Here is a 16,087-nt window from a genome sequence, read left to right on the forward strand (position 1 = left end):
TCCAAGAGAAAAAATGGTTGCCAGAACGATAATGAGGTTTTCTACATTGAAAATTACAGGATAAGGCATGGAAGGCGTAACCATGACTAACTGATAGTTTTGCTGTAGCAATACAATGATAATTCCTAATATCAGGCCAATAAGCCCTCCTGTTACCGTTAGTATGGAGCCTTGAAACAAGAAGATTTTTCGCAGGTTTTTGACTTCTACACCTAAATTGTATAAAGTGGTAAGATTACTTTTCTTGTCAATTATCAGCATGATTATGGCTCCGGCCAATGTGAAAAGCGTAAGTACAATTACCAGAGTGAAAATAAGATAAAGTGCCGTCTGTTCCGTATTCAACATCTTATATAAAGAATCATTCAATTGTGCCCGGTTTTTGATAGTCAGCTTATGGTTAAAGATATTCTGAAGTTCTTCAGATATCGCTGATTCGTCAGCTCCGGGTTTAAATTTGAACTCAATTCCCGTCACCTGATTAGGCTTGAATTCCAATAATTCCTGTGCCAGATTCAGGTCGGCAAAAACATATTTTTCATCCAGTTCTTCACTTACCGCATATACGCCAACAGGAAGCAGGGCAGTTTTATTAAAAGCCTGTTCGGCATTATTTATGGCTCCTTTACCGGGTTTTGGCACATAAACTTCCAACGGATTGCTATAGCTCAGTAACCCCAGCGAAAGTTTTTGGTGGATTCCATAACCCACAACCACTTGCGGTGTTTTTGGTTCCATCCATTCGCCCATATAAAGTTTTTTCTGTACTTTATTTACATCCGTATAACTGCTGTCTACACCTTTAAGGTAGGTCACGACTTCTTTACCTTCATACAAAAAAAGCACCCGTTCTTCAATGATGTTGCTTTTGGCGGCAATTCCATCAATTTTTTGGATTTTTTGTGCCTGTTCGGGTGAGATAAGGAAAGATTTTCCTAATGTGCTTGTGATTTTAAGGTCGGGGTCAAAATCATTTGAGAAAGAAAGGCTGAAATCCTTTAATCCGCTAAAAACAGAAAGCACTACAAACAAAGCTGCCGCGCCTACAATAATTCCCAGAGAAGCAATGCCCGTAATGATATTGATGGCGCTGCTTTTGCTGAAACTTACAGTGTAACGTCGAGCTATGTAAAAAGGAAAATTCAATTTATGATTTCTTTCTTTTTTCTAACAAATCCGGATTTTCAATCGGGTTTTCCTGGCCGGTCAATGCCTTGTCTATTTTCTCAATATAATCAAGTGAGTCGTCAATAAAAAATACCAGATTAGGCACTTTTCGCAATTGAAGGCGTACTCTTTGAGAAAGGTCGTGTTTGATTAACGGTGTATTCGTTTTTATGGCAGCCAATAATTCCGGGCCTTTTTCCGGTGGGAAAATGCTGAGATATACGGTTGCAATAGATAAATCTGTAGTTACGCTAACTTTAGAAACAGAAATCACCAAATTTGGGATTCCATTTTTTCTCACTTCGCCTTGAAGGATGTCTACCAGGTCTTTTTGGAGCACACTTCCTATTTTTTTCTGTCTGTTCGTTTCCATACTGCAAAAGTACGATTAATTTTAGAGTAGCAAAAAGGTTCTGAATGACAACGATAAAGAATGTCTGAGCAAAGGCAAGATACATTTTATACTTTGCGGCTCTGCGTCTTTGCGAGCGGTTATTTTCACGCAAAGTCGCAGAGCCGCAAAGTTCGTAATGATAAAATTTTTGAAAGTAAATGTTTTAGCGTCTTTTGACGCTAACTTTCCGATAGTCATAAAGTTTTTATATTTGCTGGAATAATAACATAAGACTAAGGATTAATACGATATACACATGAGAAAAATAGAACATATTGGCATTGCCGTAAAAAATTTAGAAGCATCGAACCTTCTTTTTGAAAAGCTTTTTGGAGCACCGGCCTATAAAATGGAAGAAGTGGAGAGCGAAGGTGTCAAGACCTCTTTTTTTATGAATGGTCCCAATAAAATTGAATTGCTGGAAGCAACCAATCCGGATAGTCCGATTGCCAAATTTTTAGAAAAAAAAGGAGAAGGTATCCATCATATTGCCTTTGATGTGGAAGACATTGTTGCGGAAATCAAAAGGTTGCAGTCTTCCGGATTTACGGTTCTGAATGAAGTTCCTAAAAAAGGAGCCGATAATAAACTGGTGGCATTTTTACACCCAAAAGGCACCAACGGAGTTTTAGTTGAACTGTGCCAGGAAATAAAATAAAAGTTTCAAATCGAAAGAGTTGGCAGAAAATAAATAGATGTACTATTATTTTTTTAGGAGTTTACAATCGGTTTCCTGTGAAATAATTTGCAACATATTAAATTTAGTAGTAATATTGCAACCTCTTAACTGGTCCTATAGCTCAGTTGGTTAGAGCACCTGACTCATAATCAGGTGGTCCCTGGTTCGAGCCCAGGTGGGACCACATAAAAAGCCGCCGATAGCAATTGCTGTCTGCGGCTTTTTTTTGTGATTAATTCATGAATTTTTAAAAATTATTTTTCTTTCTGAAACCAAATGGGGTTCATTTTCTAATATTTTGAAAGATTTCACTCTTTCTTTAAAAATTTTCTTTTCTAACTGATTGGAATTTTGTAATTTCCATTTTTTATAATAGATCATTCATTAAAAACCCCCGTTATATTGAAAGATTTTTTTACTTCCGCATCCATAATTGTCGAGGAGGAATCAAGGATTTCTTTTCGCTTCCTAAAACTGTTTTTAATTGCAATATCAGCAGTTTGTACAGTGTTGTTATTTGCCTATTTTATTAAGGCATCCGGTATTTTGCAGGGAACAGAAAGCACTAGTCTGGACTTTGTACTAAAAATTGCAGATGGTTTGAGTTAAATTTAGGGAAAAGTTACTTAGGGTTGTGTTTGGCAACTTTTGACTACCAGTTGGATGTCCAGCTGTAAAGCGTATTGTATCTGTTGTACGCCACTGATTTCCTGTGCTTTTTTTAAATCGCTTTCTATAGCTTCTATAGCACTACCCCGTGACCAGTTTTGGTTGAACGCTATTTCCCAGGCCGTATTCAGATTCTGAATTTTAAACCAAAGCTCCTTTAATAGAACAGTATGAAAAATATTTTTCTGTTCCTCGCTGGCATTAGGTAATTCCAAAATGACTAAAGCTTTGTATCCCATAGCTTACTATTGTGGTAGTTTAGATACTCAAATTTACTGCCGGTAAGGGCCATTTCCTTACGGTTTTCCGTAAAGGCATTTTTTTAGGCTTTTTTTTAGGGTTGGAAATAAAAAAACCGACAGGGTTGTGTCGGTTAGAAAATGGTAGGTTTGGGACAATAAGGGCTATATGAGTCCTAAATCTTTGGCATTACTGATAAGATGTATGGTGTTTTTTGCCTTGAAGTAAAGCTTCAGCTTGTTTATCCTTTTCTCAATACTGCTGTTGCTGGAAGGAACGTTGCCTTGTTTTTTGAATTTGGCACCTATTTCATCCTGTGTCAGGCCAATTGACAGGTATTTAATAAGCTTCAGGTCGTATTCTTCGATTTCAATAATGTTATTTGCCTGGAATATGTTGGACAGCGGAGCCGGCACATAGTTTTCTGTAGTTCCAGCCAGGGCAATTACCGCTTTTTCGAGCTCTTTTGAACCTTCACGTCCTTTTGAGACATAACCGTTAATACCGCATTCTTCGAACAGGGCTTTTATTTTATAAGAACGGTCTTCTATGGAATAGGCTATGACCTTTATTTCAGGTTGGGTTTCTTTGACACTCTTGATGAGGTCTTCGCCGGACTCCAGTACAGTATCACGATGGTCCTGCTTAAAGGAAAGGTCTGTTATGAGTAAATCATAAGGTTCGCCATCTAATAGCGCCTTTTTTACCTTTAGATAGGCTTCATCGCAATATTTTGCCTGATGAATTTCTGCGTGTGTTAGCTGGTCAAGCTGTGAAATTACAGCAGCGTGGATGCTGTCAATGTCTTCTGCAACTAAAATTTTTCTAAACATGGTAGGTGTGTTAAATTTTAAACAGGATAGCCAAAAGAAAGCTTTACTCCTCTATTTGTCTGTATGTCAAAAATAAGCGTTCCCCGAATGCTTTTTATACGGTTTTCCACATTTTGGAGGCCGTTTTTTAAAATAGTTTTTCCGAAAGGCATTCCTATTCCGTTATCCGAATATTGGATCTGGATTTTTTTGTCGGTACTTGAAAAATCAATTACAGCTAATGTGGCCTGGCTATGTTTTTTCATGTTGACCATTAACTCCTGGAGCACTCTGTAGGTCACTAGTTTTTTGTTTTCGTCAATCTTCATCCAATCAACGGAATCAATATCTTTTATTAATACGTTAAGCGATTGGTTTTGATATTCTGAAAGCATTATTTTTAACTGATTTGGGAAATTCTCACCCAATTCAATAGGGCTGTTTTCTCTTGAGATATCCCGGGTTCTTAAATAGACGCTGTCCAGCGAATGGATAAGGGCTTCTTTTTTTTCCGGTCTTTCTAAATTCTGAGTAGAGGCAAATGTCATGGCGTTATATACGTCATTGGCCAGTTCGTCGTGTACTTTTTTTGCAATCCGGGTTTCTGTATTGTAGGCTTCCTGAAACTTTTCTTTTTCGTGTCTTGACTTTAACAGTCTATAGAAAAGCACTCCTACAAGTACAAGAAATGATATTGTCAATAATAAAAGTTCGTTTCTTCGTTTTGCTTTTTCTGCTTTTAATTTGTTTTCTGCATTTTCTGCCTGGTATTTAAGCAAATCTTCTTCTGCCTGTTTTGAATCATAACGAACCTTCGCAAACTGATTTTTAGCCTTTTGGCGTACAACCCTGATGCTGTCATTCAGTTTGGTGTATTCTGAAAACAACCTGTCAGATTCTTGCTTGGAGGCGGCAGTTTTTGAAAGGAATTTAATAGCATCCAGTTTGTCATCAGTATTCTTTAGTTTATTGGCTAAACTATAGGCTCTTTCTGCATAGTTCCTTGCCGTTTTCGGATTTTGGTTGAGATAATACTCCGAAAGGTGCAGGCAGCTTGCCAATAATCCAAATTCATCCTTAATGGAATCTTTTAGCCGCAATGACTGTAGCATATATTCATGGCCTCTTTTGTCTCCTGAGAGAAAATAAGAATACCCCAGATTGTCCATAGCTTTGGCTTTGAATTCGATGTCTGTATCTGACCTTTTTTTGAAAACCAGCCCCCTGAGTATTTTTATAGCCTTGGCATATTCCTTCTGGTCCATGTAGATAAGGGCTATGTTATTCATCACAGCATCTTTAGAAAGAGAATCCTTTGTGATTTCATAGGCCTTGCTGTAATATTTTAAAGCATTTTCATAATTAAAGAGCTGTTTGTATGACATGCCCAGATAATTATAGACAGCCACAAGATAAGACTCTTCTCCTGAGTTTTTTAAGCAGGCAAGAGCTGCTGTAGCAGTCGTTTCGGCCCCATAATAATCAGAAGAGATTCGCTGCAGGTCGGTCATCATCAATAAGCTGTATCCTGCCCGCATGCTATCATTTGCTTTCAAATATTCTGTTTTCGAACGGTCGTAATACGAAAAACTGCTGTCAATGTTTATGGGTGAAAAATAGGAAGCATAGAGATAATAATATCCGCCAAGAGCCGCTTGCTTTTTAGTATTCAGTGCCAGTTTTTTGAGCTTGCTGAGGTAATATCTGGAACTGTCTGAGTTATAGGTAAGATCGTGTTCGATTTTGGTATACAATCCTTTGTAGAGCAAAGAGTCGTTGCCGGATTCCATTCCAATTTTATAGGCTTTGTTGCTAAAAACCCTTTGCCTTTCTTGTGAAAATTTACTGTCATAAGAAAGTTTTATGTAATGCTCAAGGCTGTCAGTTGCGGCACTCCCTTTTTTTACAGGCATATTTTTTCCACATGAAATGAAAATCAATGTCATGAAAAAAAGCAAAATCGGGGAGTAATGCTTCATAGAAGAATATTTCCCCGAAAATACTAAAAGTGTTTTACAAAAACTTTTTTTTATTACTGTTTTTTAGTCTATGGCCTTGGATTCAAGGGTGGTGGAGGTGGTTTTGTAGTTGTTGTCGTATTATTACCGCCACTTTCGTCAGCTTGCAAGGTCATTTTATTGGCTTCATCTGTTGTGTCATCTGCTGTACAGGAGATAAACAGGGTGCTTGAGGCTAAAATAGCCAAAGCCAGGATTAAATTTTTCATCTCTTTTGAATTAAAAAGTTTGACATAGGGGATTGCTTTCAGAGGGGTTCTGAAATCTTAATCCGTCTTTTTTTAATGGGGTGGTAGCCCTGTTTTTTGGGAAGTTCAGCGTGCCAAAACAGAAGAGTAGATCATACTTCCCGAATGGTCGTACCATCCTGATCTGGCAACACTGAGGTAAAATCAGTTTTGTACATTTGTCCTAAATGCATGTTAGGACAGAACTGATTTCTGAGGCAAAGTAAATGTGGTTTTTGCTGGTGATAGCAAGGGAATTCCGATGATTCCGATAATTCCGATTGATTCCAATTAATTCTGATTTAATAACTATGAAAAATAATTTTGAAGAATATAAAAAGGCCATCATAACCCGATATGAAGAAGAAAAAATGGGGAAATTTGCTGATTTGCTTTTAGATCCCACTCCCGCAAATCTAAAAAGGCTATGCCTGCTAATTAGTGAAGACGAAATGAGGTTTTCAGATTTGACAATCTTCCGTCATTTCTTTTCCTTCAAGTCTGATGAAGACATTGCGAAATGGATTAAGAATTTTGACACAGAAAAATTTAAACCTTTAAGCACTTTCCTTAAGCTGGGAACCAATCTAAAAGATTACAGAAGCGCCAACCTCATTGCAGTTTTGGTTGATTTTAAACAGAGACCATATACTAAGTTTCTTGACACGCATTGCGCTTTGGATATTACAAACTCCAAAAACACTATTGCCAATAAAGAGGTTCCAAACAGAGAATATTTTGCTGAAAGGATGGCAATCTCCAAACCTGTTGAGAATGATTATCAATTGACAGTCAGGTCACCTTTGTCAAAAAGGATGCTGTTTGCCCTGGTTTCTTTTGCTGCAATTTTTTTTTTAACAATTTTCGTGAAGGATGTTTTTGATGACAAATGCATGATTTGGAAAGGAGATCATTATGAAAGAATAGATTGTGATGATAGCCGTGCTTTTGGTGAAAAAAGTTATGATAATGTAATAGCTTTCAATAAAGATATTCTGGAGAATTTTAAAAGAATAGAAATTTGCGATACCACTACTTTTTTTATTAATGACAGACCCATGATTTGGTATATCAAACAAAACGGCAAATACGAATTTTTTTCGTATGGTGGTGTACATCCCATTACCCGGAAACCACTAAAGCCAATTACTAAACATATGGTGGAAAAACACATCTTAAAGGGGTATGGTAAAAAATAATTTTAAGCGTCTAAAAGCGGCCTATTCATTATTTTCAATTAGATGCAGGCTCTTGCATTAGCCACCTAAAAAATACTTTTTAGGTAAAGGAGGCTGTATTTCGACAAAAATGGGGTGTAATTAACAAACAGGTAGTGTCAAAAAAGTACTTATTTGTTACTCGTAGTCTTATTATTGCTACTTTTTTACTACTCATTTTAAATAAATTATAAACTTTAATGTCTTGACTTACAGAATTTTGCGTGTTTTTTTACGGCTTGAGTAGATGTGAGTAGGCGTTTTTTTTCATAATTTGATTTTCCGTCTTTTATTTGTCCTATCGCTTTACAAGAGAACTTCAGGGTTCTTAATAATTACAATTCTTCAAGTTCCCAAATCTGCTGAAGAACAATCTACAAATTCTATAAATTTTTACTGATAGAAAATTCCTTTCTATGGTTCACCATAGAAGCCGTAAAATTGTTATGAATAAAGAAATATCTTGTTTGTCAAGATGAAAATAAATTACCAAATAAAGTGACATAGCTTTAACATTGATTGGTGGTAGGTCAATGCGGTAATTTTTGAGAGGAGGGTGACCCATAAGTGTTATTTTAGGGGAAAATATGTTCTTGGTTTATGTCGCCCTCCTTATTTTTTATTTCTGCAATTTTTATCTTTTCCCAATTTCCTTACTTAAAGACTTTTTCTATTGCTTGTGGCTCTTTGTAAAAATAGTTGCTTATAATAGAGTATTCGGTTAATAAAATTATTTTTTGTTTCAAAAAGGTTTCTTTTTTAAATATATTATAACTTTAATGGTTGTATAGTTGTGATTTTTCTCTTAAAACTATTTAAAGGTCAAATATTTATTAGTTTTTATATTGTTTTGTTGTGAAAATGCGTTTTTTATGATATAATAAATATTTACTTATTTTGCCTGCCCTCAAATATGGATTGATTAAAAACTAAAGCCCAGCATAAGTGCCTTTCTATATTTATGAAAAAGAACAAATACCTCCCACTTTTCATTTTTTTTCTGTCGTTAGGCAAAAGCTTTGGTCAGAGTTTTAATCAGCCCCAGATTGACAGCTTGCTGCTGGTTGCGGAGCAACTTGAAATCAAAGATGCAGCTTATGGGGTAACATTGAGCCTGAAAGCTTATGATGATTCCAAAAAAATTGGCTACAAAAAAGGCATGGCGCAAGGATTGCTGATTGCCAGCCGGAAACAGCATGAATTGGCTAAATATGAAGATGTTCTAAAAAATGCTACAGCAGCAGAAAAACTAGCCATTGAAATTTCCGATGCCAAATTAATTTCCGATGCGCTTCGGCTAAAAGGGATAGGCTTTACCGGAACCGGCGATTATGGAAAAGGATTGGCGCAATTCAGGAAAGCACTCCGTTTTGCCCAAAATCTTACAGATAAAGAAGTCAAAAGCTCAAGACTTGGTGTACTTTATAATGACATCGCGTTTAATCTGGATGAAAATGGCGGGGAAACAGATTCTGTAGCTTTTTATTATAGAAAAGGCTATCAGGAATTTCAGAAAATGGTGCTCAACAATCCGTTGAGGAATAAGACACTTTCCCTGGCTTGCTCCAATGTGGGTTCCAGTTTTTTAAGAGCAAAACAATTGGATTCGGCAGAATTTTATCTTGACAGGGCACTGCAATTGGCAAATTCTGTCAATCATGAAGCTGTTAAAGCCAATACTTTGTGTGATTTAGGCAGTCTTAATTACTTCAGAAAAAAATACAAACAGTCAATTGATTATTTCGAAAAAGGTATTGGTGTTGCCAAAGCCATAAATGATGTTTATGCACTTAAATCGCTTTATCTGGGAATTTCAAAATCCTATGAGGCAGTTCGCGATACTAAAAATGCTGAAAACTATCTTCTTCTCTATAATGAGTTAAATGACAGCGTCAAAAAGAATCAAAAAGAAGACGTACAGATGCAGACTGCAATGGAAGATGGTAACATTATTGCGGATGTTGATGGAAACTCGAAACGGACACTTATTTTTTCAGCGATATTCGTCCTGTTGCTGATTATGATATTAATTCATATTTACAGGAAGTTCCAAAAAGAAAAGGCTAATAATGCACGATTGCAGGCGGAAGTTGAGGATTCTATCACAATGTTCACTTTGCTGCAAAAAGATGAGGCGCACCTAAAAAAGATACTTCACCTTGCGAGCACCAATGATCCGTCCTTTTTAATGTTGTTTAAAGAAACCTATCCGGATTTTTATAAAAAACTGAACAAGATTAATCCCGGACTCATTGCCGGAGAACAAAAATTATGTGCTTTCCTGAAGCTTGACCTTTCTACCAAAGAAATTGCGCAATTCACCAATTCTTCCATCAGGGCGGTGGAAGCTAAGAAATACAGGTTGCGCAAAAAGCTTTCCATTCCTTCAGAAGAAGATATTAATGTCTGGATGATGAATTTATAAGTAAGCACAGTCCTTCATATTGTGTGAGCATTGACTCCTTTTTTATGGAAAAGTGGCTTGATGTATTTTGGCTTGCTCTTATAGCCGGAACCATTCTGGCGGGAATTTTTTGTGAATACCGGGTCTTCTGAAATTAGATGAGCCTGTAGAAGAGTGAGGAATTCTTAAAAAATAAAATGGAATTTTTTGCTTATTTCCCAGATTTTGATGAAAAATATAGAGTATTTAAGAATTTGACAGTGTGATTTTTGCAGATATATAAAAGGATATTTTTCTTTGGCAAAATATTTTGATAAAAAGATTTTTTATTTACTTTTACAGCCTATGAGGATTGTCCCAAACCCAATGATAAGTCTTGCGGTTGTTTTGTTTTCAGTTGCAAATTGTTTTGCAGATAATGAACCGCCGCCACCGCCGCCCACAGGCCCAACGCCAATTGGTCTTCCCATCGATAATGGGATTCTGGTTTTATTGGTGATAGGTCTGGCATTTGCTTTTTTTAGATTTAAAATATCAAACACAAATAAAAAAACTCCGATGTAAATCGGAGTTTTTTGTTTTTATGCTAATTGGTGTAGTCGTGAGACATATTTTCCTATAACATCAAATTCAAGGTTGATTTTTGTGCCGACTTCAAAATTTTTGAAATTGGTGTGTTCATACGTATAGGGGATAATGGCAACGCTAAATGCATTTTTTTGGGAATTTACAACAGTCAGGCTTACTCCGTTTACGGTAATGGAACCTTTTTCTATTGTAATGTTGCTTAGCTTCGGGTCATATTCAAATGTATAATACCAGCTTCCGTCTGCTTCTTCAATGGAGATGCAGGTTCCGGTCTGGTCAACATGTCCTTGTACGATATGTCCGTCCAATCTGTCACCAAGCCTCATGGCACGTTCTAAATTAACCTGGTCGCCAATTTTCCACTCGCCTATATTTGTCTTGTCGATAGATTCTTTGATAGCGGTAACCGTATATTGGTCGTTTGAAATTCCTACAACAGTCAGACACACGCCGTTATGCGAGACGCTTTGGTCGATTTTAAGTTCGTGGGTGACTGATGAGGAAAGCGTAATGTGTATGTTTTCTCCCTCTTTACGCAGGTCTTTGATTGTCCCGAGGGTTTCTATTATTCCTGTAAACATTCTGGTTTTATTTTACTAAATTTGCACTTCAAAATTAGCAATAAATAAGGAGCAAGCATTATGAAAAAAGCAGAAAATATAATCGTTGGAATTTCAGTAGGGGATTTGAACGGTATTGGAAGCGAGATTATCCTAAAAACTTTCGAAGATACCCGAATGCTTGAGCTTTGTACTCCGGTTATTTTTGCCAACGTGAAAATAATGTCCTTTGCTAAGAAAAACCTTGATGCTACAATAGCACTACACGGTATCGACAAAATAGAGCAGTTGCTACCCGGGAAAATCAATGTGCTGAATGTCTGGAAAGAAAGCGTTACTATTGAATATGGAGTCAACGATGAAAATGTAGGGAAGTATGCTATAAAATCATTCGTGGCAGCTACAAAAGCTTTAAAGGACGGGCAGATTGATGTTTTGGTTACAGCACCTATTAATAAATACAACATACAGTCTGAGGAATTTAAGTTTCCGGGTCATACAGATTATCTCAATCAGGAATTGGAAGGTGATGCCCTTATGCTGATGGTTCAGGACGATTTGCGTGTTGGACTGATTACAGACCATGTTCCGGTAAATGAAGTGGCTTCCCATCTTACAGAAGCGCTGATTAAAAGTAAAATTGAGACAATAAAAAAATCGCTTATACAGGATTTCAGCATAAGCAAGCCCAAAATAGCAGTTTTGGGATTAAATCCCCATGCCGGAGACGGAGGAGTAATTGGAAAAGAAGATGATGAAATTTTAAGGCCGGCAATCAAAAAGCTGTTTGAAAGCGGGACACTTGCTTTCGGTCCTTATGCGGCTGATGGTTTTTTTGGAAGCGGACAATATGAAAAGTTTGATGCGGTAATAGCAACATATCATGACCAGGGTCTGATTCCTTTCAAAACCCTTTCCTTTGGAAAAGGAGTGAATTATACGGCGGGATTAAATAAAATCAGAACCTCTCCGGATCACGGAACGGCTTATGATATTGCAGGTAAAGGAATTGCAGATTATAATTCATTTAAAGAAGCCGTTTATCTGGCTATTGATATATTCCATTCCAGAAATGAATATGCGGCCATGACGGAGAAACCCTTAAAAATAAAAGAAAAACACTTATAAACAAAAAAATGTTTATAACGCTTTTGGAATTGTAATTATTTTATATCTTTGCACTCCCGAAGTTTAGGGCAAATTGTTGTTAAGATGAGAGTAAGTAATGAGTTTTTAATTCCTTTTATAGGATTAAAGTTAGGAAAACATCAGTTTGAATATCAAATAAATAAAAAGTTCTTTGAAGACTTTGGTTATGACGAGTTTGAGAGTTGTGATATCAAAGTCAATGTAGTTTTAGAGAAAAAAAGCACTATGCTTGAGCTTCATTTCAAACACAAAGGTACTATTCATGTGCCTTGTGATTTGACTAATGAGATGTTTGATTTGCCGGTTAAAGGAAAAATCAATCTTATTGTCCAGTTTGGAGAAGCTTTTAATAATGACAATGAAGAATTGCTCATTTTGCCTCATGGCGAGCATCAGGTAGATATTTCGCAATATATCTACGAAATGATTGCGCTTTCCATTCCTCTAAAAAGAATCCATCCGGGTGTGAAGGACGGTACGTTAAAAACCGATATCCTTGACAAGCTGGATGAATTGAAAGTCAATGCGAAAGAACAAAAAGCTGATGCAAAACAAGAAGAGACAGATCCCAGATGGGATCAATTAAAAAAACTATTAACGGATAAATAATATAGTAAAATGGCACATCCAAAGAGAAAGACCTCGAAAACAAGAAGAGATAAAAGAAGAACACACTATAAAGCATCTGTTCCTCAAATCGCTACATGCCCAGTGACTGGAGAGGCGCATTTATACCACAGAGCTTACTGGCATGAAGGTAAGATGTACTACAGAGGTCAAGTAGTAATTGATAAGCAAGAAGCTGTTGCTTAATACAATTTTGCAGTAAAAAATCGAACTCTCACGTTGTGGGAGTTTTTTTGTTATTTATAATTTATTGATAAATAACAGATTGCAAGAAGGTATGTTTTAGATTTTTTTTGTAATTTCCACCTCTTTTCGAAACACTAATTTTCGGGAAGAAATTATTAAAAAATAATATGAATACAATCACAGCCGCAATTACCGCTGTTGGTGCCTATGTGCCTGATTTTGTGCTTTCAAATAAAGTACTTGAGACGTTGGTCGATACGAATGACGAATGGATTACCTCTCGTACAGGAATTAAAGAAAGACGCATTTTAAAAGATGATACGAAAGGAACATCTTACCTGGCCATTAAAGCTGCAGAAGATTTAATTGCTAAAAACAATATTAACCCGGCAGAAATTGACTTAGTATTGCTGGGAACTACAACCCCTGATATGCCTGTAGCTGCAACAGCCGTTTATGTTGCTTCGCAAATTGGTGCAGTCAATGCTTTTGCTTATGATCTGCAGGCTGCCTGTTCCAGTTTCTTATACGGAATGTCAACCGCAGCAGCATACATCGAATCAGGAAGATACAAAAAAGTTTTATTGATTGGTGCAGACAAGATGTCTTCTATAATAGACTATACAGACCGCGCAACATGCATCATTTTTGGTGATGGAGCAGGAGCCGTATTGTTCGAACCAAATTATGAAGGACTTGGTTTTCAGGATCAGTATTTAAGAAGTGACGGTATAGGCCGCGAATTCTTGAAAATTGAAGCAGGGGGATCTTTACTTCCGGCATCAAAAGAAACAGTTGAAAACAGACAACACTATGTTTTTCAGGACGGGAAAACCGTTTTCAAATATGCCGTTTCAGGAATGGCAGACGTCAGCGAAAAAATAATGGAGCGCAACAACCTTACCAAGGATGATGTCGATTGGCTGGTGGCCCATCAGGCAAACAAGCGTATTATTGACGCTACGGCACACAGAATGGGTCTGGATGAATCCAAAGTACTCGTTAATATTCAAAAATATGGCAACACCACTTCAGGTACACTGCCATTGCTTCTGAACGACTTCGAGAAGCAATTCAAAAAAGGAGATAATTTAATATTTGCTGCATTTGGTGGTGGATTCACATGGGGATCTATCTATATGAAATGGGCATACGACAAACAATAAAACTAAAACCTAAAATCGAATATCATGGATATTAGAGAAATTCAAAACTTGATTAAGTTTGTAGCAAAATCGGGAGCTACTGAAGTAAAATTGGAGATGGATGATTTTAAGATCACAATCAAAACTACAGAAGGAGGATCCTCTGAAACTACAACTTACATCCAGCAGGCACCTATCAGCCATGCACTACCGCAAGCAGCAATGCCACAACCTGTTGCTCCGGCTGCTCCTTCAGCGCCAGCCGCTCCTTCATCAGATGAAGACACTTCAAAATATGTTACTGTTAAGTCACCAATTATTGGAACATTATATAGAAAACCTTCGCCAGACAAAGCTCCTTTCGTAGAAGTTGGAAGCACTATTTCAAAAGGTGATGTAGTTTGCGTTATCGAAGCGATGAAGCTTTTCAACGAAATCGAATCAGAAGTTTCTGGAAAAATTGTAAAAGTATTGGTAGATGATGCATCTCCGGTAGAATTTGACCAGCCATTATTCTTAGTTGATCCATCCTAAATTTAGATTTTAGATTGCAGATTTTTAGATTGCAGATTTGACCAGAATTACAATCTAAAAATCTAAACCATCCAAATTGTCTAATTATCTAACCAAAATAAGATGTTTAAAAAAATATTAATCGCAAACAGGGGAGAAATAGCACTTCGTGTTATTAGAACCTGTAGAGAAATGGGTATCAAAACGGTAGCCGTTTATTCCACAGCAGATGCAGAAAGCCTTCACGTTCGTTTTGCTGATGAAGCTGTTTGTATAGGCCCACCACCAAGTAACCTGTCTTACTTGAAAATGTCTAATATTATAGCGGCTGCAGAAATTACAAATGCAGATGCTATCCACCCGGGATATGGTTTCCTTTCTGAAAATGCAAAATTTTCAAAAATCTGTCAGGAGCACGGAATCAAGTTTATTGGTGCTTCTCCTGAAATGATTGAAAAGATGGGAGATAAGGCTACTGCCAAAGCAACGATGAAAGCTGCAGGAGTTCCAACCATTCCAGGTTCTGACGGTTTGCTTGAATCTTATGAGCAGACTAAAAAACTGGCTAAAGAATTTGGCTATCCTGTAATGCTTAAGGCTACTGCCGGAGGTGGAGGAAAAGGAATGAGAGCGGTTTGGAAAGAAGAAGACCTTCTAAAAGCCTGGGAAGGTGCCCGTCAGGAAGCTGCTGCGTCATTTGGAAATGACGGAATGTATATGGAGAAACTGATTGAAGAGCCTCGCCATATCGAAATTCAGGTTGTGGGTGATGCCTACGGTAAAGCGTGCCACCTTTCTGAAAGAGATTGTTCCGTTCAAAGACGCCACCAAAAATTAACAGAAGAAACGCCTTCTCCGTTCATGACAGATGAACTTCGTCAAAAAATGGGAGAAGCTGCTGTAAAAGCTGCAGAATATATTAAGTATGAAGGTGCCGGAACAGTAGAATTCCTGGTTGACAAACACAGAAATTTCTACTTTATGGAAATGAATACCCGTATTCAGGTAGAGCACCCAATTACAGAACAGGTTATTGATTATGACTTGATTCGCGAGCAGATTTTGGTTGCAGCCGGTGTGCCAATTTCAGGGAAAAACTACCTGCCACAGTTGCATGCTATCGAATGCCGAATCAATGCAGAAGATCCATATAACGATTTCAGACCGTCACCAGGAAAAATTACGACATTGCATACGCCTGGCGGCCATGGAGTTCGTTTGGATACTCACGTTTATTCCGGATATACAATTCCACCAAACTACGATTCTATGATTGCAAAATTGATTACTACTGCTCAGACAAGAGAAGAGGCAATCAGCAAAATGAAACGTGCGCTTGACGAATTCGTAATCGAAGGAATTAAGACGACAATTCCTTTCCACAGACAGCTAATGGATGACCCGGCTTATGTAGAAGGAAATTATACAACAAAATTCATGGAAACTTTCAAAATGGAAGAGCCTAAATAAAAAAAATCCCAGCTTTTTAGCT

Annotated in this window: 17 protein-coding genes and 1 tRNA gene; 11 read left to right on the forward strand and 7 right to left on the reverse strand. The window is 37.2% G+C overall.

Annotated features, from left to right (window positions below; translation table 11 throughout):
- Positions 1 to 1,146 (reverse strand): ABC transporter permease (locus ASG38_RS04805; protein WP_056067686.1); only part of this gene is annotated, 1,146 nt, incomplete at its 3' end.
- Position 1,147: 1 nt separating this feature from the next.
- Complete coding sequence (rbfA, locus tag ASG38_RS04810; RefSeq protein WP_056067688.1) at positions 1,148 to 1,540, reverse strand: 30S ribosome-binding factor RbfA; 393 nt, start codon at positions 1,538 to 1,540, stop codon at positions 1,148 to 1,150.
- Between the two features lie 277 nt (positions 1,541 to 1,817).
- Between rbfA and mce the strand changes: the two genes are divergently transcribed.
- Positions 1,818 to 2,219, forward strand: coding sequence for a methylmalonyl-CoA epimerase (gene mce / locus ASG38_RS04815; protein ID WP_056067690.1), 402 nt, complete (start codon positions 1,818 to 1,820; stop codon positions 2,217 to 2,219).
- 131 nt (positions 2,220 to 2,350) lie between these two features.
- A tRNA-Ile gene (locus ASG38_RS04820) sits at positions 2,351 to 2,424 on the forward strand.
- 442 nt (positions 2,425 to 2,866) lie between these two features.
- Here the strand turns inward: ASG38_RS04820 and ASG38_RS04830 are convergent.
- The 4 genes from ASG38_RS04830 to ASG38_RS04845 form a co-directional block, all read right to left on the reverse strand.
- The gene (locus ASG38_RS04830; RefSeq protein WP_056067694.1) at positions 2,867 to 3,148 is read right to left on the reverse strand and encodes a hypothetical protein; all 282 of its coding nucleotides are present in this window, start codon (positions 3,146 to 3,148) and stop codon (positions 2,867 to 2,869) included.
- Between the two features lie 165 nt (positions 3,149 to 3,313).
- On the reverse strand, positions 3,314 to 3,982 hold the full coding sequence (locus tag ASG38_RS04835) for a response regulator (protein WP_056067695.1): 669 nt from the start codon (positions 3,980 to 3,982) through the stop codon (positions 3,314 to 3,316).
- 17 nt (positions 3,983 to 3,999) lie between these two features.
- The gene (locus ASG38_RS04840) at positions 4,000 to 5,940 is read right to left on the reverse strand and encodes a tetratricopeptide repeat-containing sensor histidine kinase (protein ID WP_082482156.1); all 1,941 of its coding nucleotides are present in this window, start codon (positions 5,938 to 5,940) and stop codon (positions 4,000 to 4,002) included.
- Between the two features lie 68 nt (positions 5,941 to 6,008).
- The gene (locus tag ASG38_RS04845; protein ID WP_056067698.1) at positions 6,009 to 6,188 is read right to left on the reverse strand and encodes a hypothetical protein; all 180 of its coding nucleotides are present in this window, start codon (positions 6,186 to 6,188) and stop codon (positions 6,009 to 6,011) included.
- A 329-nt stretch (positions 6,189 to 6,517) separates the two neighbouring features.
- On the opposite strand from ASG38_RS04845, the gene ASG38_RS04850 reads away from it, so the two are divergent.
- The 3 genes from ASG38_RS04850 to ASG38_RS17970 all read left to right on the forward strand — a co-directional run bounded on the left by ASG38_RS04850 (position 6,518) and on the right by ASG38_RS17970 (position 10,391).
- Positions 6,518 to 7,405: a hypothetical protein gene (locus tag ASG38_RS04850; protein WP_056067701.1), complete on the forward strand. Its 888-nt coding sequence runs from the start codon at positions 6,518 to 6,520 to the stop codon at positions 7,403 to 7,405.
- A 979-nt stretch (positions 7,406 to 8,384) separates the two neighbouring features.
- Entirely contained in the window at positions 8,385 to 9,848 is a 1,464-nt protein-coding gene (locus tag ASG38_RS04855) for a tetratricopeptide repeat protein (RefSeq protein ID WP_056067703.1), read from the forward strand.
- A 276-nt stretch (positions 9,849 to 10,124) separates the two neighbouring features.
- The gene (locus ASG38_RS17970; protein WP_056067706.1) at positions 10,125 to 10,391 is read left to right on the forward strand and encodes a hypothetical protein; all 267 of its coding nucleotides are present in this window, start codon (positions 10,125 to 10,127) and stop codon (positions 10,389 to 10,391) included.
- 17 nt (positions 10,392 to 10,408) lie between these two features.
- On the opposite strand, the gene ASG38_RS04865 is transcribed toward ASG38_RS17970, so the two are convergent.
- Positions 10,409 to 10,996, reverse strand: a complete 588-nt coding sequence (locus ASG38_RS04865) for a riboflavin synthase (RefSeq protein WP_056067708.1) — start codon at positions 10,994 to 10,996, stop codon at positions 10,409 to 10,411.
- A 57-nt stretch (positions 10,997 to 11,053) separates the two neighbouring features.
- On the opposite strand from ASG38_RS04865, the gene pdxA reads away from it, so the two are divergent.
- The 6 genes from pdxA (at position 11,054) to accC (ending at position 16,065) form a co-directional block, all read left to right on the forward strand.
- Positions 11,054 to 12,103 (forward strand): 4-hydroxythreonine-4-phosphate dehydrogenase PdxA, encoded by a 1,050-nt coding sequence (gene pdxA / locus ASG38_RS04870; RefSeq protein ID WP_056067710.1) that lies wholly within the window; start codon positions 11,054 to 11,056, stop codon positions 12,101 to 12,103.
- Between the two features lie 84 nt (positions 12,104 to 12,187).
- Positions 12,188 to 12,733, forward strand: coding sequence for a DUF177 domain-containing protein (locus ASG38_RS04875; protein WP_056067711.1), 546 nt, complete (start codon positions 12,188 to 12,190; stop codon positions 12,731 to 12,733).
- A gap of 9 nt (positions 12,734 to 12,742) precedes the next feature.
- Positions 12,743 to 12,937, forward strand: coding sequence for a 50S ribosomal protein L32 (gene rpmF, locus ASG38_RS17375; protein WP_082482157.1), 195 nt, complete (start codon positions 12,743 to 12,745; stop codon positions 12,935 to 12,937).
- Positions 12,938 to 13,104: 167 nt separating this feature from the next.
- Complete coding sequence (locus tag ASG38_RS04880; RefSeq protein WP_056067713.1) at positions 13,105 to 14,103, forward strand: beta-ketoacyl-ACP synthase III; 999 nt, start codon at positions 13,105 to 13,107, stop codon at positions 14,101 to 14,103.
- Positions 14,104 to 14,127: 24 nt separating this feature from the next.
- Positions 14,128 to 14,616 carry an acetyl-CoA carboxylase biotin carboxyl carrier protein gene (gene accB, locus ASG38_RS04885; RefSeq protein WP_056067715.1) on the forward strand — a complete coding sequence of 163 codons (489 nt, stop codon included), beginning with the start codon at positions 14,128 to 14,130 and terminating at the stop codon, positions 14,614 to 14,616.
- Positions 14,617 to 14,718: 102 nt separating this feature from the next.
- A complete protein-coding gene (gene accC, locus ASG38_RS04890) occupies positions 14,719 to 16,065 on the forward strand; it encodes an acetyl-CoA carboxylase biotin carboxylase subunit (protein ID WP_056067716.1) in 1,347 nt (448 codons plus the stop codon).
- The last annotated feature ends 22 nt before the right edge of the window (positions 16,066 to 16,087 follow it).

It is taken from the genome of Flavobacterium sp. Leaf359 (genome assembly GCF_001423985.1).
In the GTDB taxonomy this organism is placed as follows: Bacteria; Bacteroidota; Bacteroidia; order Flavobacteriales; family Flavobacteriaceae; genus Flavobacterium; species Flavobacterium lindanitolerans.

Bases quoted from the DNA above. Each gene is read 5' to 3' on its own strand.
- ASG38_RS04855 (WP_056067703.1), top strand. From the start codon at position 8,385: ATGAAAAAGAACAAATACCTCCCACTTTTCATTTTTTTTCTGTCGTTA.
- ASG38_RS04880 (WP_056067713.1), top strand. From the start codon at position 13,105: ATGAATACAATCACAGCCGCAATTACCGCTGTTGGTGCCTATGTGCCT.
- accB (WP_056067715.1), top strand. From the start codon at position 14,128: ATGGATATTAGAGAAATTCAAAACTTGATTAAGTTTGTAGCAAAATCG.
- ASG38_RS04840 (WP_082482156.1), bottom strand. From the start codon at position 5,940: ATGAAGCATTACTCCCCGATTTTGCTTTTTTTCATGACATTGATTTTC.
- ASG38_RS04845 (WP_056067698.1), bottom strand. From the start codon at position 6,188: ATGAAAAATTTAATCCTGGCTTTGGCTATTTTAGCCTCAAGCACCCTG.
- ASG38_RS04865 (WP_056067708.1), bottom strand. From the start codon at position 10,996: ATGTTTACAGGAATAATAGAAACCCTCGGGACAATCAAAGACCTGCGT.
- accC (WP_056067716.1), top strand. From the start codon at position 14,719: ATGTTTAAAAAAATATTAATCGCAAACAGGGGAGAAATAGCACTTCGT.
- ASG38_RS04875 (WP_056067711.1), top strand. From the start codon at position 12,188: ATGAGAGTAAGTAATGAGTTTTTAATTCCTTTTATAGGATTAAAGTTA.
- ASG38_RS04830 (WP_056067694.1), bottom strand. From the start codon at position 3,148: ATGGGATACAAAGCTTTAGTCATTTTGGAATTACCTAATGCCAGCGAG.
- ASG38_RS04850 (WP_056067701.1), top strand. From the start codon at position 6,518: ATGAAAAATAATTTTGAAGAATATAAAAAGGCCATCATAACCCGATAT.
- rpmF (WP_082482157.1), top strand. From the start codon at position 12,743: ATGGCACATCCAAAGAGAAAGACCTCGAAAACAAGAAGAGATAAAAGA.
- ASG38_RS04835 (WP_056067695.1), bottom strand. From the start codon at position 3,982: ATGTTTAGAAAAATTTTAGTTGCAGAAGACATTGACAGCATCCACGCT.
- mce (WP_056067690.1), top strand. From the start codon at position 1,818: ATGAGAAAAATAGAACATATTGGCATTGCCGTAAAAAATTTAGAAGCA.
- rbfA (WP_056067688.1), bottom strand. From the start codon at position 1,540: ATGGAAACGAACAGACAGAAAAAAATAGGAAGTGTGCTCCAAAAAGAC.